This is a genomic window from Actinopolymorpha pittospori (genome assembly GCF_014873875.1).
Classification (GTDB): Bacteria; Actinomycetota; Actinomycetes; order Propionibacteriales; family Actinopolymorphaceae; genus Actinopolymorpha; species Actinopolymorpha pittospori.
In genome coordinates this window covers 1,007,422-1,026,289 of record NZ_JADBEM010000001.1, presented here as the reverse complement: position 1 = coordinate 1,026,289, position 18,868 = coordinate 1,007,422, and the positions used below count along the sequence as shown (strand labels likewise).

Below are 18,868 nucleotides of genomic sequence, written 5' to 3'. Positions count from 1 at the left end.
TTTATTGGCGGCGTGGAGACCCTGGGCTTCAGGCCGGGCAGGAGACGCCGCTGCCTCCTTGGGATGTCGGTGGTGGTGGATAGCGTGTTTGGATGCGATTTCGTCTTGTGCCTACGCCCGCCCAGGAGCGGGTGTTGCTTGGGCACTGCGCGCACGCGAGGTTCGTGTGGAATCTTGCGTGTGAGCAGCAGCAGCATTGGCGGCCCGGGCGGTCTAGTGCGCCGGGCTATGTGGAGCAGTGCCGTCAGTTGACCGAGGCGAGGAAGGCGTTCGAGTGGCTGGCAGCGGGGTCGCAGACGGTGCAGCAGCAGGCGTTGCGGGATTTCGCCCAGGCAATGGCGAACTTCTTCGCTGGGACGCACCGTCGGCCGACGTGGCGGAAGGCCGGACGACATGAGGGGTTCCGGATCGTCGGGCGGCGCGGCCGCCAATGGAATGTGCGGAGGGTCTCCCGCAAGGTGGGCAAGGTGTGGGTTCCGAAGGTCGGCTGGGTTCGCTTCCGCTGGTCTCGCCAGCTCCCTGATGGGGTCAGGTCGTTTCGGGTCACCCGGGACGGGGTCGGCCGCTGGCATGTGGCGTTTGCTGTGATCTCCGAGCCGGTCCCCGCACCTGGGACGGGTGCGGTCGTTGGAGTGGACCGGGGTGTTGCCACCTCTGCTGCTCTGTCCTCGGGTGAACTGCTGTCCGCGCCTGGGCTGCGGGAGACCGAGGCGAAGCGTCTGCTGCGGCTGCAACGAAGGCTGGCGCGCGCCAGGCGTGGCTCGAACCGGCGACAGAACGTCAAGGCCGCGGTCGCGCGGATCAAGGCTCGTGAGACCGACCGTCGTAAGGACTGGGTAGAGAAGACTTCCACGGATGTGGCTCGCCGCTTCGATGTGATCCGGGTGGAGGACCTGAAGATCCGGAACATGGTCACTTCGGCGCGCGGCACCGTGCAGGAGCCCGGGACCAACGTGCGGGCCAAGGCTGGACTCAACCGGTCCATCCTTGCGGCTGGGTGGGGTCGGCTGGTGACCCGGTTGGAGCAGAAGGCTCCTGGCCGGGTGGAGAAGATCAACCCCGCGTACACGTCTCAGACCTGCAATTCGTGTGGGCACTGCTACGCGGAGAACCGTCAGAGCCAAGCGGTCTTCGTCTGTCGCGCCTGCAGGCATGTGGCCCACGCTGACGTGAACGCGGCACGCAACATCGCGGCAGGACGTGCCGTGACTGCGTGGGGAGGCTCGCCGTTGGGTGAGCCGCTGAACCGCGAACCTCAACCTGTCCTCCTCTCCACATAGGAACGTTCGGTTGGAATCCCAGGCGTTTCACGCCTTGGAGGACGTCAAGTTGACGGCACCACCACACGCTGCCCGAGCGCCAGGTCGGTGTCGGTGACCTGAACCACCCCGGCGTCGTCGTCGAAGAGGCCGAGGCTCACCCGTACCAGCTGATGCGTGCCGTCGGGTGCGACGACCTCCACGGCGTATCCGCCGCCGGCCAGGGCGAGGAGAGCCTCGACCGGTACGACGGTCGCGTCGCTGACCTGCCCAGTGGTGACGGCCACCTCGACCGGCGCCTGGTCCAGGGTGCCGGTGTCCTTGGGACGGGTCGGGGTAATCGTGACCTCGATGGTCGGGGACTCCTGCTCGTCCTGTGGTGTGGTGGCGACCCTGCCCACCTCGGCGACCCGGCCCGGCGTGGTCCGGTTGTCCGGCAGCGTGATGCTCACCTGGTCACCGACCTTCAGCTGGGACTGCTGGGCGGTGTCGAGGTTGACGCTGACCTGCCGGGCGGTGGAGGTGGCCTGCAGGATCGTGGCGCCGGGCCCGGCCGGGGTGCCCGGGGTGGCGGGGACGGCGGTGACCCGCAGCGCGGTCGGCGCGAACACGACCTGGCCGAGGGTGAGCTTGCCGGTCTCCTCCAGGCCCAGGTCGTCCTGGAGTTCCTCGATCGCGTTCGTCGTACGCCAGCCGAACTCATCAGAGTCAGGGTCGAGTTCGTCGGAGCTGGCGTAGCCGAGGGCGACCAGGTTGGCGTTGAGCTGCTGCACGTCCTGGCCGGTCACGTCGGAGGCGTCGTCACCCGCGGCCAGGTCGCGGTAGACGGGGATGTCCCCGTACATCAGGATCACGGGTTCCCCGTCGACCCGGTACAGCACCTGGCCCCGTTTGACGACCTGGCCGATCGTCGGCAGGGCGGTGAGGACACCGCGGGCCTGGTTGATGACGTTGTGGCTGTCGGCGTAGCCGAGGGTGCCGTCCACGGTGGTGCGGGCCGACAGGGTCTGGCGGGTCACCGCCGCCGTGATGCTCGTGGTGGCGGCGGGGGTGGGGGCGGCGGCCGGTTGCCGGGTGCCGAGCGGGTGGGCGAGGTCGATGCCGTACGGGCGGAACTGGTCGACCGCGACCACACCGCCGGCCAGGACGACCACGACCGCGCCGGTGAGCAGCAGCCGCCGGCGGAGCCGACGCCTGGGCGGTGGCGGGAGCGGCATGCTGTGCCGCGCGGCGGCGAACTCGGCCGTGGTGGTTTCGCGGTCGAGGTCGGTCGCGGCGTCGGTGTCAGGACGGACGGTGCTCATGAACCCGACTTCCCCTCCGTGACCGCTCCTCCGATGGGGCCCTTCCCGGCGGGTTGGAACGACTTGCACGCCTCCTGGGCGGCCTGGAACTTCGGGTTCCGCGGGTCCATGTCAGAACCGGGACGCATCTCGATCCGCATGCCGCCGTCGGGGTTCGGGTCGGGGAAGTCCTTGATGCCGTGCTCCCGCATGCACTGGGAGTACTTCAGGCTCGCCGCCCGGTTCTGCTCCCGCTCCGCGGCTCCCGGTTGGGGCCGCAGCCCCCGGCACGCCTCCTGGGCGGCCTTGAACGTCGGACTGTCCGGGTCGAGACTGCTGCCCCGCCGAGCCCTCAGCGTCAGGCGTCCCTCGCCGTCGGGGTCGGGGAACTCCTTCACCCCGTTCTCACGCATGCACTGGGAATAGGCGACCTGAGCGTCACGGCCGCCGTTGCCATCGCCGGAGGTGTCGGTGTTGTCAGCGGCGGCCGAGGGGGCCGGCGTGTCCCCGATGCTCGCCACGCCCGTACTGGCCGGTTGCTCCGCGGCGCAGCCCACAGACATCAGGGCGACCGCGATCAGGGCCGCGGCCCAGGACCCGGTTCGGCGAAACGGGACCGCCCGTCTCGGGCCAGCGGTGGCGGTACGGATGGCGGGAAGGTGGTTCATGGAGACGCCCTTCGCAGTCAGCGGATGAGAAAACCTTCTGCGTCCGTTGTAAGGACCGGGCGGTTTCGGGAACGTATCGGTGCGCGCGGCCAAAGCACGTCAGACTGGGCAGGTGAACGCCGCGCGGACCCGAGCCCAGCCAGTCGACTTCCTGACGGTTCAGCTACCGGATGGATCCAGATGGGTGAAGCTCACCAAACTCACCGACGGTGGGGTGAGGTGCTGCATCTGTTCCGCGTACCTACCGCGCGAGGCGCTGAACGAATGTGAGCCCGGCATCATCGGGGACGTCTGTATCGCGTGCGCCAAGGTCGTCGGCCCGGTCAGCGTTTAGGCCGCGCGTGATCGGCACCGTGCGGGCATGATCAACGACTCCGACGACGACCGCTCTGCCCCTCGAAGCGTTCGAGGACTTTCCCAGTGAGCAGTCCGCGACCGGGCCGACGTGGTCGGTGAAGTCTGCCGTGGACTCGACGCGGGAACCCGGGTCGTTGTGTTCCGACTTGGCTCGGAGGAGGTCACTGTCGCCCCGGACGTGATCCGGGGTATGTGAGCTCAGTGCATCACCGCAGCCGGGACGGAGTCCGAGGCTGCGTTCGTAAAGCTCCTTCGGGACAACGGGCTCGACGACCAGGCGCTCGAGGCAATCTGCACGAGCTGTACGCGAGGTACTGACATGGAGGTCGTCGAGACGACTCGGTTGCTGCTGTTCCGCTCGGCGCCGCGCTGGTCCGAGCCGGACATGCCGGCTAGGACCAGCGCAGCGATCTGGCTACTCGTGGACCAACACGCTGGTGGCGGGGTCACCGGTCCAGCCGTAGTCGCCGCCGTACTCCTTTGGCGGCGGGCCGTAGCAGGTCCAGGGACCCTCGGGCGGGTTCTTCAGCAGCTCTTCGCACGACTTCGGCTCGGGGTCGCCCGTCGTGAACGCGACGAGCGTCCCGGCCACCCCCGCGCCGACCAGGATGGTCGCCGCTGCGATCGCGATCCTCTTCCTCTTCATGTTCTCACCTCCCTTCGCTGTCGGGCAGCCACTGCGACCAGTCGCCGGTCTCCGGGTCTCGGATCATGCAGATGTCGGCCGGCCGCGACCGCGCCCATTCGAGGACAACGGCCTTGGGGCCGGACATGTTCGATACACCGGCGTCGCGGTCGTTGAGCACAGCCGTCCAGACGTCGGCCTCCTCCGGCTCGACCCCTGACCGTTGGATCAGGATGATGCCGCGCGGGCTGGCGGCCTCGGCCGCCACCATCGTCCGCTTGCTCAGCACTAGCACGGTGTAGAGGCGTTGATGGATGCCCTGCTGTACCGCCGCCTGGTGCAGGGTTGCGTACACCTGCGCCTCGTCGATACGCCCGGCCGCTAGGGCTTCCCGGGCCTTGGCTTCGTCGTCACTCATTCGTCCTCCCAAACGCGCAGTCTGCTCCCTCACCCAGGACGAGGAGGCAGACTGACTCAGTTCGTTACAGGCGGCGCTGGTTCAGCAGCACCCGCTGTAGTCCGGGTCGGTCGTGACCCAGTTGAGCAGCGGCGTCCTGTACTTGACCCACGCCTTGGTCCGCCAGTCGCTGTTGGGCAGCAGAAGCGCGGTCGCGCACGCGAGTTGCTTGTCCACGATGAACGCAGTGGACGTCACCTTGTAGCCCGACGCTGCCATCATCGTCATGCTGCTGGGTTCCGCTCGGTCATTTGCCCGAGACCGCGTTAAGCGCTGGCGTGGCACGGCGGACGACTTCACCGCCGTGCCGGCTTACCGGCATCGCGAACCAGCCGTGCCCACATCCGCAGCGCGGGGGGACGGGAATCCAGTGCATCGCCGGGCGGGGCGGATTCTGAGGCGGCGTTCGTGGAGCGTGCCCGGGACCAGGGACTCGACGACACGGCAGCAGGCGAGTACCTCAACGAGCTGTACGCGAGGTACTAGCCGTCTGCCTCTGGGGTCCACGGCGACCACTCGCCGGACTCGGGGTCCTGGATCTGCATGTCCGGGGCGGGCTCGCCTGCCGCAGTGGCCAGGACATCGGCCCTGTCCTTGGCTTGCCTGGTGCTGCCGGTGCCGTTGTCGTATCTCCACCTCGCTTCCCACCACGGGCCCGGGTCGCCCATGAGGTTGGTGTAAACACGGCGGATCCGCAGGCTTACCGGCCGCTTGTCGAGGATCCCCGGAGGCGTGATCGTCTCCCCGTAGAGCCGCTTGTCGAGTTCGACGACCTCGCTGTTGATCGCCTGGCGGATGTCGTGGAGTCGAGTCATCTGTTCGTAGGCCAGACGGGCCTCACGCGGCGGACTGGGTGGCTCGCCGACCTCGCCGTGCAGTTCGTGTCGACGGGCGTACGTCGGGTCGATCATCTTCATCATCTTGAGGGCCTGCAACAAGGCCCGGTTGCTGACCGCGTGCAGCTCGCGGATGGCGTCTTCAAGATCTCTGTAGATGCCGGCCGGGTTCTCGTCCGACCGGCCCGGGACTACGGACAGCCGACAGTCGTTGGTGCTCATGATTCTCCAGGTCCATGGCCCGCCCCGAACGCAGTTTGCCCTCGTACCCGACGACGAGAGAGCAGATCGCAACCCTTGCCGCTGTTCTGATGACCGGCAGGTGGATGGGGCGAGACAGTGCCCTCGACACGACCGCGGTGGGGGATACACGGCCCGCGCCCTGAGTTGCCATCCCCTCCCGTTCCACCGACAGGGAAACCGTGGTGAAACCCCTCGGTGAGGCTGGCGGTCGGGGCTACTCGTCACCCCGTGCGGGTTCGGCGTTCGTGAAGCTTGCCCGGGACCAGGGGCTCGACGACACGGCGGCCCGCGCGTACCTCAACGAGCTGTACGCGAGGTACTAGCCGTCTGTCTCCGGCGTCCAAGGCGACCACTCGCCCGTGTCGGGGTCCTGAATCAGTTTGGTGTCCGCTTCCTGGTCCCGGGCCCACGCCAGGACCAGTTCCCGGTCCTGCGCCTGGCGGCTACTGCCCTCCCGGCCGCACCTCCAGCGGGCCACCCACCACACGCCCGGGTCGCCAAGTTCGCTGCCGGCCTGTCGCCAGATACGGACGACGCTCTCGTTCTCGGTCATGCTGCCTCCCGGAAGAAGTCTGCCCCCTCGCCGGCCGGCGAGGGGGCAGGTCGGTCGTTACGGCGTCTAGCTGGTCGGGATCATGCAGCGGATTCGGACGCCGCGCCCGTAGGGGTAGTCCTCCTTGCTGCCCTGGCTGGGCGCGTAGCCGTCGTCGCTGTCCGGCTTGCCGCCGACGATGGTGCCGGTGATGACGGTGTAGGTCCGGAAGGTGTGCCACGGGTGGGTTGAGCGGCACGGCCCGATCTCGACGGTGTCAAGAACCTCAGGGGTTAGGTGCGGCTTGGTCGAGACCGTCTTCTTCACGGTGAGCCACCGCTTGAGCGACCCGTTCCAGACCTCAAGCCGAACCTCCTCGCGAAGGGAGGCCGGAAGCCGGTTGTCGTCGGTGTCGCACCCGTAGTAGACCGCCGAGTAGAGCCAGTAGTCCGCCGCCTCCTGCGGGGCGTGTGGCCTCGCCCAGCAGACGAGCCACTTCGACGCTGGCTGCGACGTCGCCGACACCGAGGCGGGGCGCACCTCGGGCCTGCTCACTGCGTTGTCTTCGCCGACGGTCTTGTGCGGGATGGCCGCGTCCGCTGCGGCCGTGGCCGCGAGGACGTCGGATCGGGCGGTCGCCTCACCGGTCGCCGCGCTGGCGGCTGGTGAGGCGGCCGCGGCCAGGCTGCCGAGTGCGGCGGCGCTGACTAGTACTACAGCCGTAATTCGTAATCTTGGTTTCGTCGTCGGTAGTGGCAGAGTCGGGCGTGGTGTTGGTGGTGGCGGCGGAATCGGCTCCATCGGATGGTGTGGGTTAGGGGGTGGCTTGGGTGGGTGATGGTGGCTCTGAGGTGCCGGATCTCGTTGCAGGTTAGGGGAACCATTGCTCTGCTGGGGTCGGGATGGCTGTCTGGGCCTGCTTGGACGGCGAGGAAGGCGTGGGCGAGCATGGCCAGGGTGGTCCAGCGGTGCCAGGAGGTCCAGGTACGGACTTGGTGCTCGTCCAGTGCGGCGCACCCTTTGCCGACTTGGATGTTCTCCTCGATTCGCCAGCGAGTTCCAGCGACCGTGGCCAGTCTTGCCAGGCTGACGTCGGTGGTGGCATGGCACAGGAAGTAGGCCTGTTCGCCGGTGGCCGGATGGCGGCGGACCAGCAGCCACCGGTAGCCAGCTCGGCTGAGGTTTGCCAGACGGGTGAGGGCCCAGTGGTAGAGCCGTTCGCCTTTGCTGCCTTTGCCGGCCGAGGCAAGGTGCCAGTCGGTTGCCGGTAACTGCGCGGCGAACTCATCGGCTCGCATTCTGCCGGTGCCTGTGCCGGTGCTCGTGTCTGCTGGAGTGGGGATCTGGGTGTCGCATGAGACTGCCATGACGTAGTTCAGGTGTCGTTCCTCGAAGGCTTGTCGCAGTCGGGGATTGTCGCCGTAGGCCTCATCGGCGCTGACCCACCCGGGCAGGATGCCGGCGGCCAACGCCCGGTCGGTCATGGCCAGCGCCAGCTGCGGTTTGGTCTGAAACTCCACATCTTCAGGCACGCCGGCCTCCGCCAGCCGGCCCGGATCGGTTGTCCAGGACTGGGGCAGGTACAGGCCGACGTCGATGAACGCGTGCCCGCGCGGGCTGGCCAGGGTGGCGAACACCGCGACCTGGCAGTTCTCGATCCGACCACACGTGCCTGAGTACTGCCGCTGCACCCCCACCGTGTGGCTGCCCTTCTTCTGATCCCCTGTCTCATCGAACACCAGCACCACCCGATCCGGATCCACGCCGTCGGTCAGGTTCGCCGCCACGTACTCGGCCAACTCACTTCGCACCGCCGCGTCGTCCCAGACCGCACGGCCGAGCAGATACTGGATCCGATCCGGGCTGCGGTGCCCGGCATGCTCAGCCAGCGTCCAGCAGTTAGCCCTGGGCAGGCCCGCAAGCAGACCGTCGACCACGTCCCGCGCCGTCCGAGCGGTCTCCGGCCGGACAAAGCACGACCCAACCCGACGCATCAGCGCGTCCAACTCCCGCTCCCACCCAGCGACCTCTACGCTGAGAGCAGCGGCCGCCGCCTCAATGTCTATCGTCTTCACAAACGCAGACAATGTCGCGGCGGCCGCGCGCTGTCACAGCAACACGCCGAGCATCAAAACTCCGCCGACCAGCCGAGATCACGAATTACGGCTGTAGTACTAGGGTGGCTCGTAGCCACTTCTGCATGTTGATTCCCTCAGGGTCCGTGTGGTTGTTGGTCAGGGGTGGGCTCCGGTGGCCGCCGGGGCCCACCCCGCTGTCGCTACTGCCGGGACGTCAGAACTTCTCCTCGAGCGCCATCTGGATCGGGTCGCCGTGGGCCGTCGACATGAAGTACGCCGTCGGGATCTGGTCGTCCGCGGCGCTCCCGTTGCTGTTGCCGCCGCCCGAGCTGCCGTTGCCGGACGAACTGCCATTGCCGGGGGTGTGGAGCATGGTGCTACCTGCTTCCTTGCGTGGGATGTGTCCTCGGAAGGCGGGATGCCGGTTCTCCCTTGTCGGCCACCGGCACCCCACCGTCTAGGGGGTCAGCGGGCTCTGAGCTTCCACGAACTCGCGGACCTGGCGGTCCTCCGCGAGCCGCTCCCGGGCCGTACTTGCGGGGGCTATGCCGGGTCGGGACGCTTCAGGGCCTCGATCTGGCCCGGCTGCGGGAGCGCATCCGAGGAGCGCGGGACCTCGTTGCCGACCTTGACCCCCGGGTCGTAGTTGTTGCTGTGGTTGCAGGAGCCGTTGCCGTTGCCAGGCTTCATGGCGGTACCTTTCTGTGAGTGCGGCGCCCGGGGTTGCAGGGTTCCTTGCCGGGGTCCTCCCCGGGCGCCTGCCTTTCTGCTGCCCGTCTCCGGTCCTGTTGTCGAGTTTTCTGTCAGGGTTCGCGGTGGCGGGACACCTGCGGGTCGGCCAGGCGCGGTCCACGGCCGACCGGGTCTTCGTTTGAGCGGATCAGGGACCGAGTCGAGCGGCCAAGGCGGGGGCGGGCTGGTTCTTCCCGTGGCTTGGACATGTCGCCGCGCTGGCCTGGGCAGGAGGTCAGGCTGGCCGGGCGTTCGTCGCAGGTCACCAGTTCGGGGGTCAGCGCGTCGATGAGCTGGGCTTGTAGTCGTCGGCCGGCCTCGCGGGCGCGGCGAGCAGCCGCCGTCGCCGTGTCGGCCCGGGTGGGATCGGTGCTGGCGAGCCGGTCGAACAGGGCGGCTTTGCGAAGCAGCCACGCGGCCCGGTAGCCGACCGAGCTGCCGGGCCGGGGTTTGCTGCGGGCGAGGTCTTCGAACTCCAGCGGTAGCAGCACATCGTCGAAGGCCGCCGCGCCGGTCGTATCTGCCCAACTCATTGCTGTCCTGGGTCTCTCTTGTGAAGTTCTGCTCCGCCGCGTTGGCGGCGGTTGGAAGGGCGGGACGTCGGCTCCCACTTGTCAGCTACCGGCGCCCCGCCCGTCTGCGGGGGGGGTGGCCCGACCGGCATCTTTGGCGACCGGGCCACCCGCCGGGACCGCCCCCGGGGACTCGGCCGGGTGGTGAGGGGCGATCCATTCGGTGGAGATGGTCTAAGGGGTCGTCGACGGCGGTGGCTGCGCTTCGACGAACTCGCGGACCTGGCGGTGCTCCGCGAGCCAGGCGTCCATCTCGCCGCGAGGTAGGCGTTCGAGCAGTTGCAAAATGCGCTCGCGTAGCTCCCAGCCGCTCCGGTGTGGCCGGTCGCCCTCACTGACGGCGCGCTCGAGGTCAGCGAGGCGGAGGTAGATCCGCTGCTTCCGAAGAGCCCATGCGCTCGTCACCGCCCTGACACCGCCGCGACGTAGACGAGACCGACGATGGCGGCCAGCAAGAACTCCAACGCTTTCCACGCGCGCGCCCCCATCACGTCAGCTCACCGGCGAAGAGCCGGCGCAGGTAGACAACGACGCCTTCGAAGTCGTCGCCGGCGGCGATCGGACGCAGCCAACGCGACCATTCCCACCGCGGCTTGTCGTCGTACATGACGCACCGGATCGTCAACCAGGTGGTGCGGTCTTCGGGGTAGAGGACACGGACCGCCCAGGTGTCCCGGTGCTCGTAGAGCTTGGTCTTGTAGAGGCCGGCTAGTCGGGCCTCCAGCTTGCGTGCGTACTGCTCGCTGGTCTCGCGACGCGCAGCCAGGCGCGCTTCCACTGCTCCTAGCGCGTCGTTGATAGTCACGGTTGCGCCTCCCCGTCGAGGTGCTCGACCCGGTTTGTGCGGGTTTGCGTCCCTCTCGAACGTGCACGGTGCACGTACAGCTCACTGGTCACCAGATTTGCACGGATTAAACTGCGGTGTCCATGAGCAACCGGAAAATCACCCAGGGTGGTGAATCGGTGCGTGGAGGTACGATGTGCACGCAACATGCCAGGTGCAAGGTCGGCGACCATGGGGACGGAGACATCAACATGGCCAGTCCCTACGTCCGCCGGCTCCGGCTAGCGCAGGAACTCAGCGCTCGGCTGAAGGCGTCGCGCCGCAGTCAGCAGGACCTCGCGCGGCAGCTCAGCTGGGATCGCTCAAAGGTCACGAGGCTGCTCAACGGCGACGCCGTGCGGCCCAACGAGTCCGAGGTCGTTGCAGTCCTGAACGCGCTTGAGGTATCCGGCGATGAGTTCGCGCGACTGCGCGCCATGGCTAGAGACGCGGCTCATCGCGGCTGGTGGGTCGGCCGGGCGAAGCGCATGGGCGAGCGCCAAGCCGTGCACGCTGACCTCGAGTCCGGCGCGGCGACTATCCGTGAGTACCAACAGACCTGGGCACCTGGTCTGCTCCAGACGCCGGATTACGTGCGGGCGCTCACTCGGTACGACGATCTCACCCTGCCTGGGGTGTTGAAGGCTGAGCTAGACGCCGAGGTGATGATCAAGGGCCGTGCCCAAAGGCAGCTGATGAGGCAGGCACCAGACGGGCCTACCTACGAGGTCGTCATCGACGAGGGCGTTCTGATGCGCCCCACTGCACCGTTGGAAATCCTCGCGACGCAGTTGCGCCACCTGGCGGCCGTGAGTGACAAAACCACTGTGTACGTGCTCCCGAAGAAGGCTTTGATTGACGCGTACAGCGTGCCACGCTCGTCGTTCTCGCTGTTCACTTACGCCGACCCTGGCGACGGGACGATCGTGCTCGAGGACTGCGTGACAAGCGACCTCGTGTTGAACGACCCCGAAGGGGTCAAACCGTACGAGGTCCTGTATGCCAGGCTGAAGCGGGCGGCGCTCCCGGCCGATGAGAGCGCCCGCCTGCTGGAGAAAGCCGCTGACGAGATGATGAAAGGGATCATGTCGTGAACAGCAAGTTGGAGTTTAGCGCCTGGAAGAAGGCCCAGGCGTCAGGTAACGGATCTGGCTGTGTGGAGATCGGCAGTGCGCCGGGCTTTGCCGGTGTCCGTGACACCGAGAACCGCGACGGCGGGCACATCGCCGTACCGGCCGAGCAGTGGACCGCATTTCTGGATGACGTGAAGGCGGGGAAGTTCGACCTGTCCTGAGCGTCATCCAGCCTTAACCGGATACGGGCCTCGCCTCAGCGGCGGGCCCGTTTCTGTTCGCCCGCCAGCAACCTGTGTGCGCTCCAACCAGCAGGGAGCGTGAGGCCTTCACGGAGATGCGGAGGGCCCGCGCAGGACCGACATGCACGACAGGCGCTACCGGGCCCGACACATGTCCCCGCATGCTCACACGCTCGCACATCCCTGACGGCCCGTACGCCGGGATCGGCGCGGGTCTACTCGAGGTGGTCCCAACGGCGCGCGTCGGCGACACTGTCGACCTCGTCCAGGGGCCTGTTGCCGATGATGGCGCCCTGTCCGGGGCGGTGGCTCGCCTACCGCGGGCAAGGGCTCGGTGAATGGCTCGGCCTGCCGGGCGGAAGTGGACGGACGCGGCCGAGGAGGCCGTTAACCGCGGCGCCAGCTGCGCGCAGGGCAGAAGCCGCAGCCACGGCCATAGCTGTACGACGAGAACGCGTGGGCGCTCTAGTGCCACTTGGGGGGGCCGGGCGTAGACCCGGCCGTTGTTGCCCGTCACCATGTCGGGGAGGAGCGAGGATTTGAGGTACGCCTCGTCGATGTGGAACGGTGTTACGGCTGACCCGAAGTGGGCGGCTTGCTTGAGGCGGCCGGGTGGGCAGGCGATGAAGACCGGCCTGGCAGGGGCGATGCGGAGGACTGCCTCGATCGCCGGGTTGAAGTCTGAGTCCGTGGAGACCAGTACGCTTGCGTCGCCGTAGCCGTTCGCAGCGTCCTCGATCATGGTCGACGCTAGGGCCACGTCGGTGAGCTTCTCCTCGTAGGTGCGGTACTCGCGAGGGCAGTCGCAGTGCCACGCGGTGCCGCACTTCGTGCATGGGCCCGGCTTGCGCGGCTTGTGGCGGCCGCGGGCCACGGTGACCTGCGGGCTGTGCGCGGTCAGCGCTGACAGATATGTCTCCTGCCGGCGGGCGCCGTCAGGGTCGCCTTTCACGATCGCAGTGAAGTAGCGCACAGCGAGGATGTCGTCTGTCGCGCGCATCCTCTGTGAGAGCGCGTACAGATCCAGCCAGAGGTAGGCATGCTTGTAACGCGCGCGTAGGCCGTAGTAGAGGTTGAACCCGTCGACGTATGTCACCACGTCCATGCCCTGGCTCCTTCGTGATCAGCGAGCCAGGCGGCGACTGTCTTGTGGCGTGCACTGGCGTGCTTCGGCGTTTCTTTGCGTACTTCTACGCACCTCGGCTAGGCTCACGACATACGAAATCGGTTACGGCCGGTTAGGCGGCCCCTTCGGGGGCCGCATTCCTTTCTGGGGCCATCTTCGGGCCGCTTGTTAGGCCAACTCCGCACGATCAGTTGCGAAGTGTCACGTTTTCAGCACATGGCCGCGACGCTCTGTCGCATCGTTGCAGGTCGGAGCGCTAACGCCTCGGGAAACGGACATATCGCCCTTCAGCGCTGCCGGTCATGCGATCGGCGCTAGACGCCGTCTGCGCCATCTCGCAGACCGCGCATCCGCGAGCGTGTGGCCCGCCTTCATGTCTGGACGTGTTGCCACCCGATGCGCCGAGCTGTTCAGATGGGGGACAGCAGTCTGCCCCCTCACCCGGTGGGCGAGGGGGCAGATCGGCAGATCGGGCTAGTTCCCGGCGGTGGTCTGCGTGTGCAGCCTCACCGTGAACGAGACGTTCTGGCACGTGTTCGGTGCGTCGTCAGCGAGCTTGACGACGTTGAGCATCTGGACCGTCTTGGTCTCGTGCGCGCTCAACTCGAAGACACCCAGCGCACCAGGTCCGCCCGCGAGAGAGGTGCACTCCGAGTCGACACCGCTCACGCCGTCGATGACGACCTTAACCGGAACCCGGTTCGGGTTGGTGAGCGAGCCTGTCAGGTCGCCCTTCTCGCCGGGGAACAGGTCGGTCTCGATGGTCGCCGAACCGGTGGCCGCAGCGAGCGTCGCGGTCTGGCCGCTCGCGTTGAGGTAGCTCTCAGCCATCCACGCAGCCGACGCGACGCCCGCACCCGCGAGGGCCACCGTTGCGATACCGATCACGCTGGCCCGCTTGAAACCGTTGCGCATAGTGAATCTCTTGCCTTTCGTAGTGTCACCCATATCTGCTGGTGGGGGTAACTCCGCTCTGGTTGCCCAGGTGACTCGGGGTCCGTGTTTCCGCGATTAGTTCATCGAGGAGGCCGGGCGCACGTTGGATCCCTTGCTGGTGCCGGTGTCCTCGCCGATGGCCTGGGGCAGCCCGAGCGGACCGGTTCTCAACTCCGGTCCCGTGGCGTCGCTGGTGAGCGCCGAACGAGCAGTGAAACCGTGGCGAAACCCCCGGGTGAGGGAGACTTGGCGGTCAAGGCTCGGTCGGCGCGCGGGGTTCGTCGGCGTCGCAGTCGATGGGAGCGTGAGGTCGAGGAAGGGAGGCGACGGTGCGGGTACTCGTGATCGAGGACGACCAGGAGATGGCCGAGACCGTCGCCATCGGGCTGCGGCGGGCGCAGATGGCCGTCGACGTCGCGCTGGACGGCCCGACCGGACTCGACTGGGCGCTGCTCCACGACTACGACGTGATCGTGCTCGACCGCGACCTGCCCGGCATGCACGGCGACGAGGTGTGCGCCAAGCTCGTGGCGGCGCAGTGTCGGAGCCGGGTGCTGATGCTCACCGCCGCCGCGGGCATGGACGACCTGGTGGACGGGCTCGGGCTGGGCGCCGACGACTACCTGCCCAAGCCGTTCGACTTCCCCGTCCTTCTCGCACGGATCGGCGCGCTGTTCCGTCGGGCCCAGCCCGCGATCCCACCTGTACTGCGGCACGGTGACCTCGCCGTCGACACCGCTCAACGCCGCGCTTGGCGGGACGGGCGGCTCCTCGACCTGGCGCCGAAGGAGTTCGGCGTCCTCGAGGTCCTGCTCGCCGCCCAAGGGCGTGCCGTCTCCGCGGAGGAGCTTCTGGACCGGGTCTGGGACGAGGCCGCCGACCCGTTCACGAACGCGGTGAAGATCACAGTTAGCCGGCTGCGGTCGAAGCTCGGTGACCCGTCCGTCATCCAGACCGTGGCCCGGTCCGGCTACCGCATCTGAAGGTCGCAGCCAGAGGAGCCGTCATGCTTGGACACCGCAGGATCTCCGGACGGCTCGCCCGTCTCGCCGGGGCCGGGCTCGCACGGTTGCCCCGGCGTACGGTGCGGCTGCGGCTCACCATGCTCTACGGCGGGCTTTTCCTGGTCTCGGGCGCCGCGTTGCTGGCCGTGACGTACCTGCTCGTCGTCAACGCCACCGCCGGGATCATCTTCGAGGGCCAGAGCGGTGACCTGGCGCTTCGCGGCATGTACAGCGGGAAGGGGGCGACGTCGCAGGAGGGCGGCGGGCCGACCGAGCAGCGGATCCAGATTCAGGGCCCGAACCTGGAGGGCCTCACCCCGCAGCAGGCCCAGGCACAGGCCGCACAGCTCAAGCAGCAGGCGCTCCACCAGCACGACGCCGAACTGCGCAGGCTCCTAACCCAGTCGGGGATCGCCCTGGCCGTCATGTCCGTACTCTCCATCGTGCTCGGCTGGTTCATCGCCGGCCGTGTACTCCGCAAGCTCCGCACCATCACCACCACCGTGCGGAACATCTCCGCGACCAGCCTGCACGATCGGCTCGCCCTCGATGGCCCGGACGATGAGCTGAAGGAGCTCGGCGACACCTTCGACGGGCTACTGGCCAGGCTGGAGGCGGCGTTCCAGGCGCAACGCCGGTTCGTCGCGAACGCCTCCCACGAACTGCGCACCCCGCTGGCCCGGCAACGCGTCCTCGCCCAGGTCGCCCTCGCCGACCCCGATGCGAGCCTCCACACCCTCCGGGTTGCCCACGAACGGGTCCTCGCCTCCGGGCGGCAGCAGGAACAGCTGATCGAGGCGCTCCTCACTCTCGCCAAGGGGCAGGTGGGTCTCGACAGGTACGAGACGTTCGACCTCGCGGCGCTCGCGGACGACATTCTGGTGGCGCGTCAGGCGGCTGTTGGGGAGCTGCGGCTCGACGTGGACGCCAGGCTCCGTCCCGCGCTCGCGGCCGGTGACCGGCGTCTGGTCCGGCAGTTGATCGCCAACCTGGTGGACAACGCCATCCGCCACAACATCTCGCCCGGCTGGATCGCGGTGGCCACTCGTATCAGTGATGGGCACGCCGTCATGTCGGTCACCAACAGCGGCCCCTTTGTGCCTCCGGAGGAGGTGGACCGGCTCGTCGAGCCCTTCCACCGGCTCGGCGCGGACCGGACCAGTCACACCGACGGGCACGGCCTCGGCCTGTCCATCGTCCAGGCCATCGCCACCACTCACCACGCCGCCGTGACCGCGCGGTCCAGGCCGGCCGGTGGTCTGGAGATCGAGGTCGTCTTCCCGCTCATCTCCAGCGATGGCCCAGCGCCCACCGGGAGAGTGCCCCAGCGCGACGAGTTCCTAGGGGCTGAGGCCGTCGGGTACGCGACCGCGACCCACTGACAGCGCACCTGACTTCGGCGACGACCCACCGCGCCCGTCGGGAGTGTGTCGCCTCCGCGAACGCTGGTGGCGCCATCAGGCTGTGGCGAAGGTGACCCTCACGGTGAGCCCACCGTCCGGGTTCGGAAGCACGTGCAGATCCGCCTGGTGGCTGCCGGCGATGGCGCGCACGATCGCCAGACCTAGGCCGGTGCTCTCGTTCTGCGTCCGGAGCGCAGTGAGGCGCTGGAACGGCTGCAAGATCCGGTCGACCGCGTCCGTCGGCACGATCGGACCGGTATTGCTGATCGTGAGCACCGCACGCGGCCCGACCTGGCGCGTCGCGATATCGATCCCGCCGCCGTCGATGTTGTAGCGGATCGCGTTGTCCAGCAGGTTGCCGATCAGGCTGGCGAGCAGCATCGGATCGGCACGTGCCACGACGGCTCGCTGGATGTTCGTACGAATGGTGAGGTCATGCTCAGCTGCCGCTGACCCGCGTGTGGTCAAGGCCTCCGAGGCGAGCACAGCCAGATCGACCGGTTCGGTGGCGACCGGACGCTGCTCGCCCTGCGCCAGCGCCAGCAGCGCCGCGACCAGCCGCTCTTGCTGGTCCCCGATGCGCAGCAGTTCCTCGCACACGGCGCGCAACGACCTCGCGTCGGCGTCCGGATCGGCGAGAGCGACCTGGATCAACGCACGCTGGACGGTCAGCGGTGTCCGCAGCTCGTGCGACGCATCGGCGACGAAGCGGCGTTGTGCGGCGTATGCGGCGTTGAGCCGGGCGTATAGGCCGGTCAGGGTGGCGGAGAGGTCGGCGAACTCCTGGTATCGGCCGAGCTCGCCGTGACCCGGCAATCGGTCCGCAGCGGCGTCCTCGGCGGCGGTCGTGAGTTCCCGGAGCGGGCGTACCGCCCGCCCGGCGAACGCCCACCCGATCGGACCGGCGGCGAGCGCTACCACGATCAGTCCCACGACGACCGATATCAGCACAGTCCCGGTGTTGTTCGCGGGCACTGCGCCAACCGTGGTGCCGACCTCGTGGGTGGACCGGCCGCTCCAGGCGCCCAGGCCGACGACGGCCAGCAGTAGGGCCCCGAGGATGACCGCCGCTGTGGCGTACAGCAGCGCAAGCCGGGTGCGCAGCCGCGGCCGGTCAGTCGCCGGCACGGTAGCCGCCCTCACGGACCGTCGTGATGATCGGCGGCTCGCCGAGCTTGGCCCGCAGCCGGCCGAGCGTGGTCTTGACCGTGGTGGTGAACGGGTTGGCGGCCTCGTCCCAGACGTGGTCGAGGAGTTCCTCCGCAGACACCACTCGACCGGGGCGAGCCAGCAGGTACGCCAGGAGTGCGAACTCCTTGGGGCTGAGCGCCACCGGTCGCCCGGCGCGGGTGGCGGTCCGGCGGGCCGGGTCCAGTTCCACGTCGGCGCAGCGCAGCACCGGCGGTACCGGTGGGCCGGATCGGCGGCCCAGCGCCCGGACCCGCGCTACCAATTCCGGGAAATCGAACGGCTTGGTCAGGTAGTCATCCGCACCGAGATCGAGGCCGTTTACCCGGTCGGCGAGCGCGCCGGCCGCAGTGAGCATCAGGATCCGCGCGGGTAGCCCACGCTGGCCGACGCGCCGGCAGAGGTCGTCACCGGAGACGGTGGGCAGGTCGCGATCGAGCACCAGCACGTCGTAGGGCGCGAGGTCCAGTCGTTCCAACGCTTCGCCGCCGTCGGTGACGACGTCCACGGCCATGCCCGCATGGCGCAGCCCGGTTCCGATCGTCCGGGCGAGCAACTCGTGGTCCTCGACGACCAGTACCCGCATCGGCCCAGCATGTCAGCCCGCCGGTGACAGCGGGGTGACGTCGGCTTGTGACCGGGTTGTCACCGGTCCCGGCGTAGAACTCGACGCATGATCCTGGAGACCGAGGCCCTCGCCAAGCGCTACCGGCGGCGGTGGGCGTTGTATGACTGCACGCTGGCCGTGCCGGAGAGCGCGATCGTCGGTCTTGTGGGGCCGAACGGCGCCGGTAAGACGACGCTGCTGCAGCTGATCGTGGGCCTGCTAGGCCCGACGGCGGGTGCCGTCCGGGTGCTCGGCGGGACACCCGACGCGGCGATGCGGTCCGGGCGGGTCGGTTTCGTCGCGCAGGACGCTCCGACGTACGCCGGCTTGACCGTCGCCGACCACCTGAGCATGGGCGGTGGGCTCAACCCGCACCGTTGGGACGCGCCCGCCGCGGCGGAACGGGTCGACCGGTTGGGACTGCGGCTGCGGCAGCGGGCCGGCCGGCTCTCTGGTGGCCAGCGTGCCCAGTTGGCGCTCACGCTTGCCCTGTCGAAACGGCCCGACCTGCTGGTACTCGATGAACCGGTGGCCAGCCTCGACCCGCTCGCGCGCCGCGCGTTCCTGGACGAGACGGCGGCCGCGGCCACGGCCACCGGTACCGCGGTCGTGCTCTCCACGCACCTGGTCGCCGACCTGGCCCACGTCTGTACCCATGTGGTGGTGCTCGCCGGCGGCCGGATCCGTCTTGCCGCCGCGATCGCGGAGCTGTGCACCAACCCGGCCGAGCTGGAGCGCGTGGTCCTCGACGAGCTCGGCCGGGCATCTGGGGAAGGGCACGCGACCCGATGATCCGATTCTGTCGCCGCCCGCCCGCCCCTTGT

At 68.4% G+C, this 18,868-nt stretch carries 25 protein-coding genes; 7 read left to right on the top strand and 18 right to left on the bottom strand.

The genetic code is table 11. The annotated features are described in order from the left end of the window. Positions 1–92: 92 nt before the first annotated feature. A complete protein-coding gene (locus tag HEB94_RS04735) occupies positions 93–1,280 on the top strand; it encodes an RNA-guided endonuclease InsQ/TnpB family protein (RefSeq protein WP_192748794.1) in 1,188 nt (395 codons plus the stop codon). Positions 1,281–1,324: 44 nt separating this feature from the next. Here HEB94_RS04735 and HEB94_RS04730 read toward each other — a convergent pair whose 3' ends face one another. From HEB94_RS04730 to HEB94_RS04705, 6 genes are all read right to left on the bottom strand, one after another. After that, complete coding sequence (locus HEB94_RS04730) at positions 1,325–2,563, bottom strand: efflux RND transporter periplasmic adaptor subunit (protein WP_192748793.1); 1,239 nt, start codon at positions 2,561–2,563, stop codon at positions 1,325–1,327. After that, a complete protein-coding gene (locus HEB94_RS04725; protein ID WP_192748792.1) occupies positions 2,560–3,210 on the bottom strand; it encodes a hypothetical protein in 651 nt (216 codons plus the stop codon). The genes HEB94_RS04730 and HEB94_RS04725 overlap by 4 nt, the downstream gene beginning before the upstream one ends. Positions 3,211–3,982: 772 nt before the next feature. Beyond that, positions 3,983–4,213 (bottom strand): hypothetical protein, encoded by a 231-nt coding sequence (locus HEB94_RS04720; protein WP_192748791.1) that lies wholly within the window; start codon positions 4,211–4,213, stop codon positions 3,983–3,985. A 4-nt stretch (positions 4,214–4,217) separates the two neighbouring features. Next, on the bottom strand, positions 4,218–4,610 hold the full coding sequence (locus HEB94_RS04715; RefSeq protein ID WP_192748790.1) for a hypothetical protein: 393 nt from the start codon (positions 4,608–4,610) through the stop codon (positions 4,218–4,220). A gap of 81 nt (positions 4,611–4,691) precedes the next feature. Continuing rightward, positions 4,692–4,877: a hypothetical protein gene (locus HEB94_RS04710; RefSeq protein ID WP_192748789.1), complete on the bottom strand. Its 186-nt coding sequence runs from the start codon at positions 4,875–4,877 to the stop codon at positions 4,692–4,694. Between the two features lie 254 nt (positions 4,878–5,131). Continuing rightward, complete coding sequence (locus HEB94_RS04705) at positions 5,132–5,707, bottom strand: hypothetical protein (protein ID WP_192748788.1); 576 nt, start codon at positions 5,705–5,707, stop codon at positions 5,132–5,134. A gap of 203 nt (positions 5,708–5,910) precedes the next feature. On the opposite strand from HEB94_RS04705, the gene HEB94_RS04700 reads away from it, so the two are divergent. After that, the gene (locus HEB94_RS04700; protein ID WP_192748787.1) at positions 5,911–6,051 is read left to right on the top strand and encodes a hypothetical protein; all 141 of its coding nucleotides are present in this window, start codon (positions 5,911–5,913) and stop codon (positions 6,049–6,051) included. On the opposite strand, the gene HEB94_RS04695 is transcribed toward HEB94_RS04700, so the two are convergent. The 8 genes from HEB94_RS04695 to HEB94_RS04660 all read right to left on the bottom strand — a co-directional run bounded on the left by HEB94_RS04695 (position 6,048) and on the right by HEB94_RS04660 (position 10,447). Then, the gene (locus HEB94_RS04695; protein WP_192748786.1) at positions 6,048–6,281 is read right to left on the bottom strand and encodes a hypothetical protein; all 234 of its coding nucleotides are present in this window, start codon (positions 6,279–6,281) and stop codon (positions 6,048–6,050) included. The genes HEB94_RS04700 and HEB94_RS04695 overlap by 4 nt on opposite strands. Before the next feature lie 66 nt (positions 6,282–6,347). Beyond that, entirely contained in the window at positions 6,348–6,815 is a 468-nt protein-coding gene (locus HEB94_RS04690) for a hypothetical protein (protein ID WP_192748785.1), read from the bottom strand. Positions 6,816–6,973: 158 nt separating this feature from the next. Next, positions 6,974–8,254, bottom strand: a complete 1,281-nt coding sequence (locus tag HEB94_RS04685) for an IS701 family transposase (protein ID WP_192756202.1) — start codon at positions 8,252–8,254, stop codon at positions 6,974–6,976. Positions 8,255–8,552: 298 nt separating this feature from the next. Then, positions 8,553–8,711 (bottom strand): hypothetical protein, encoded by a 159-nt coding sequence (locus HEB94_RS04680; protein WP_192748784.1) that lies wholly within the window; start codon positions 8,709–8,711, stop codon positions 8,553–8,555. A 170-nt stretch (positions 8,712–8,881) separates the two neighbouring features. Beyond that, on the bottom strand, positions 8,882–9,028 hold the full coding sequence (locus HEB94_RS04675; RefSeq protein WP_192748783.1) for a hypothetical protein: 147 nt from the start codon (positions 9,026–9,028) through the stop codon (positions 8,882–8,884). 113 nt (positions 9,029–9,141) lie between these two features. Next, positions 9,142–9,603 (bottom strand): hypothetical protein, encoded by a 462-nt coding sequence (locus HEB94_RS04670; RefSeq protein ID WP_192748782.1) that lies wholly within the window; start codon positions 9,601–9,603, stop codon positions 9,142–9,144. Between the two features lie 213 nt (positions 9,604–9,816). Then, the gene (locus HEB94_RS04665) at positions 9,817–10,047 is read right to left on the bottom strand and encodes a hypothetical protein (RefSeq protein ID WP_192748781.1); all 231 of its coding nucleotides are present in this window, start codon (positions 10,045–10,047) and stop codon (positions 9,817–9,819) included. Positions 10,048–10,129: 82 nt separating this feature from the next. Then, entirely contained in the window at positions 10,130–10,447 is a 318-nt protein-coding gene (locus tag HEB94_RS04660; protein ID WP_192748780.1) for a hypothetical protein, read from the bottom strand. A 122-nt stretch (positions 10,448–10,569) separates the two neighbouring features. On the opposite strand from HEB94_RS04660, the gene HEB94_RS04655 reads away from it, so the two are divergent. Then, positions 10,570–11,559, top strand: coding sequence for a helix-turn-helix domain-containing protein (locus tag HEB94_RS04655; RefSeq protein WP_192748779.1), 990 nt, complete (start codon positions 10,570–10,572; stop codon positions 11,557–11,559). Then, the gene (locus HEB94_RS04650; RefSeq protein ID WP_202896121.1) at positions 11,556–11,759 is read left to right on the top strand and encodes a DUF397 domain-containing protein; all 204 of its coding nucleotides are present in this window, start codon (positions 11,556–11,558) and stop codon (positions 11,757–11,759) included. Before HEB94_RS04655 ends, HEB94_RS04650 begins: the two co-directional genes overlap by 4 nt. A 13-nt stretch (positions 11,760–11,772) precedes the next feature. Here HEB94_RS04650 and HEB94_RS04645 read toward each other — a convergent pair whose 3' ends face one another. Both HEB94_RS04645 and HEB94_RS04640 read right to left on the bottom strand, forming a co-directional pair. Continuing rightward, on the bottom strand, positions 11,773–12,885 hold the full coding sequence (locus HEB94_RS04645; RefSeq protein WP_192748778.1) for an NYN domain-containing protein: 1,113 nt from the start codon (positions 12,883–12,885) through the stop codon (positions 11,773–11,775). A gap of 495 nt (positions 12,886–13,380) precedes the next feature. Further along, the gene (locus tag HEB94_RS04640; RefSeq protein ID WP_192748777.1) at positions 13,381–13,821 is read right to left on the bottom strand and encodes a hypothetical protein; all 441 of its coding nucleotides are present in this window, start codon (positions 13,819–13,821) and stop codon (positions 13,381–13,383) included. 350 nt (positions 13,822–14,171) lie between these two features. On the opposite strand from HEB94_RS04640, the gene HEB94_RS04635 reads away from it, so the two are divergent. Continuing rightward, positions 14,172–14,825 (top strand): response regulator, encoded by a 654-nt coding sequence (locus tag HEB94_RS04635; RefSeq protein WP_192748776.1) that lies wholly within the window; start codon positions 14,172–14,174, stop codon positions 14,823–14,825. Between the two features lie 23 nt (positions 14,826–14,848). Continuing rightward, positions 14,849–16,228 (top strand): sensor histidine kinase, encoded by a 1,380-nt coding sequence (locus tag HEB94_RS04630; protein WP_192748775.1) that lies wholly within the window; start codon positions 14,849–14,851, stop codon positions 16,226–16,228. A 75-nt stretch (positions 16,229–16,303) separates the two neighbouring features. Here HEB94_RS04630 and HEB94_RS04625 read toward each other — a convergent pair whose 3' ends face one another. Together HEB94_RS04625 and HEB94_RS04620 are read right to left on the bottom strand one after the other, a co-directional pair. Then, complete coding sequence (locus HEB94_RS04625; RefSeq protein ID WP_192748774.1) at positions 16,304–17,377, bottom strand: ATP-binding protein; 1,074 nt, start codon at positions 17,375–17,377, stop codon at positions 16,304–16,306. Next, positions 17,364–18,023: a response regulator transcription factor gene (locus HEB94_RS04620; protein WP_192748773.1), complete on the bottom strand. Its 660-nt coding sequence runs from the start codon at positions 18,021–18,023 to the stop codon at positions 17,364–17,366. Before HEB94_RS04620 ends, HEB94_RS04625 begins: the two co-directional genes overlap by 14 nt. An 87-nt stretch (positions 18,024–18,110) precedes the next feature. Between HEB94_RS04620 and HEB94_RS04615 the strand changes: the two genes are divergently transcribed. After that, on the top strand, positions 18,111–18,836 hold the full coding sequence (locus HEB94_RS04615) for an ABC transporter ATP-binding protein (protein ID WP_192748772.1): 726 nt from the start codon (positions 18,111–18,113) through the stop codon (positions 18,834–18,836). The last annotated feature ends 32 nt before the right edge of the window (positions 18,837–18,868 follow it).

Bases quoted from the DNA above. Each gene is read 5' to 3' on its own strand.
- HEB94_RS04615 (WP_192748772.1), top strand. From the start codon at position 18,111: ATGATCCTGGAGACCGAGGCCCTCGCCAAGCGCTACCGGCGGCGGTGG.
- HEB94_RS04675 (WP_192748783.1), bottom strand. From the start codon at position 9,028: ATGAAGCCTGGCAACGGCAACGGCTCCTGCAACCACAGCAACAACTAC.
- HEB94_RS04735 (WP_192748794.1), top strand. From the start codon at position 93: ATGCGATTTCGTCTTGTGCCTACGCCCGCCCAGGAGCGGGTGTTGCTT.
- HEB94_RS04695 (WP_192748786.1), bottom strand. From the start codon at position 6,281: ATGACCGAGAACGAGAGCGTCGTCCGTATCTGGCGACAGGCCGGCAGC.
- HEB94_RS04725 (WP_192748792.1), bottom strand. From the start codon at position 3,210: ATGAACCACCTTCCCGCCATCCGTACCGCCACCGCTGGCCCGAGACGG.
- HEB94_RS04630 (WP_192748775.1), top strand. From the start codon at position 14,849: ATGCTTGGACACCGCAGGATCTCCGGACGGCTCGCCCGTCTCGCCGGG.
- HEB94_RS04685 (WP_192756202.1), bottom strand. From the start codon at position 8,254: ATGCGTCGGGTTGGGTCGTGCTTTGTCCGGCCGGAGACCGCTCGGACG.
- HEB94_RS04640 (WP_192748777.1), bottom strand. From the start codon at position 13,821: ATGCGCAACGGTTTCAAGCGGGCCAGCGTGATCGGTATCGCAACGGTG.
- HEB94_RS04620 (WP_192748773.1), bottom strand. From the start codon at position 18,023: ATGCGGGTACTGGTCGTCGAGGACCACGAGTTGCTCGCCCGGACGATC.
- HEB94_RS04645 (WP_192748778.1), bottom strand. From the start codon at position 12,885: ATGGACGTGGTGACATACGTCGACGGGTTCAACCTCTACTACGGCCTA.
- HEB94_RS04715 (WP_192748790.1), bottom strand. From the start codon at position 4,610: ATGAGTGACGACGAAGCCAAGGCCCGGGAAGCCCTAGCGGCCGGGCGT.
- HEB94_RS04655 (WP_192748779.1), top strand. From the start codon at position 10,570: ATGAGCAACCGGAAAATCACCCAGGGTGGTGAATCGGTGCGTGGAGGT.
- HEB94_RS04720 (WP_192748791.1), bottom strand. From the start codon at position 4,213: ATGAAGAGGAAGAGGATCGCGATCGCAGCGGCGACCATCCTGGTCGGC.
- HEB94_RS04710 (WP_192748789.1), bottom strand. From the start codon at position 4,877: ATGACGATGATGGCAGCGTCGGGCTACAAGGTGACGTCCACTGCGTTC.
- HEB94_RS04705 (WP_192748788.1), bottom strand. From the start codon at position 5,707: ATGAGCACCAACGACTGTCGGCTGTCCGTAGTCCCGGGCCGGTCGGAC.
- HEB94_RS04680 (WP_192748784.1), bottom strand. From the start codon at position 8,711: ATGCTCCACACCCCCGGCAATGGCAGTTCGTCCGGCAACGGCAGCTCG.
- HEB94_RS04730 (WP_192748793.1), bottom strand. From the start codon at position 2,563: ATGAGCACCGTCCGTCCTGACACCGACGCCGCGACCGACCTCGACCGC.
- HEB94_RS04670 (WP_192748782.1), bottom strand. From the start codon at position 9,603: ATGAGTTGGGCAGATACGACCGGCGCGGCGGCCTTCGACGATGTGCTG.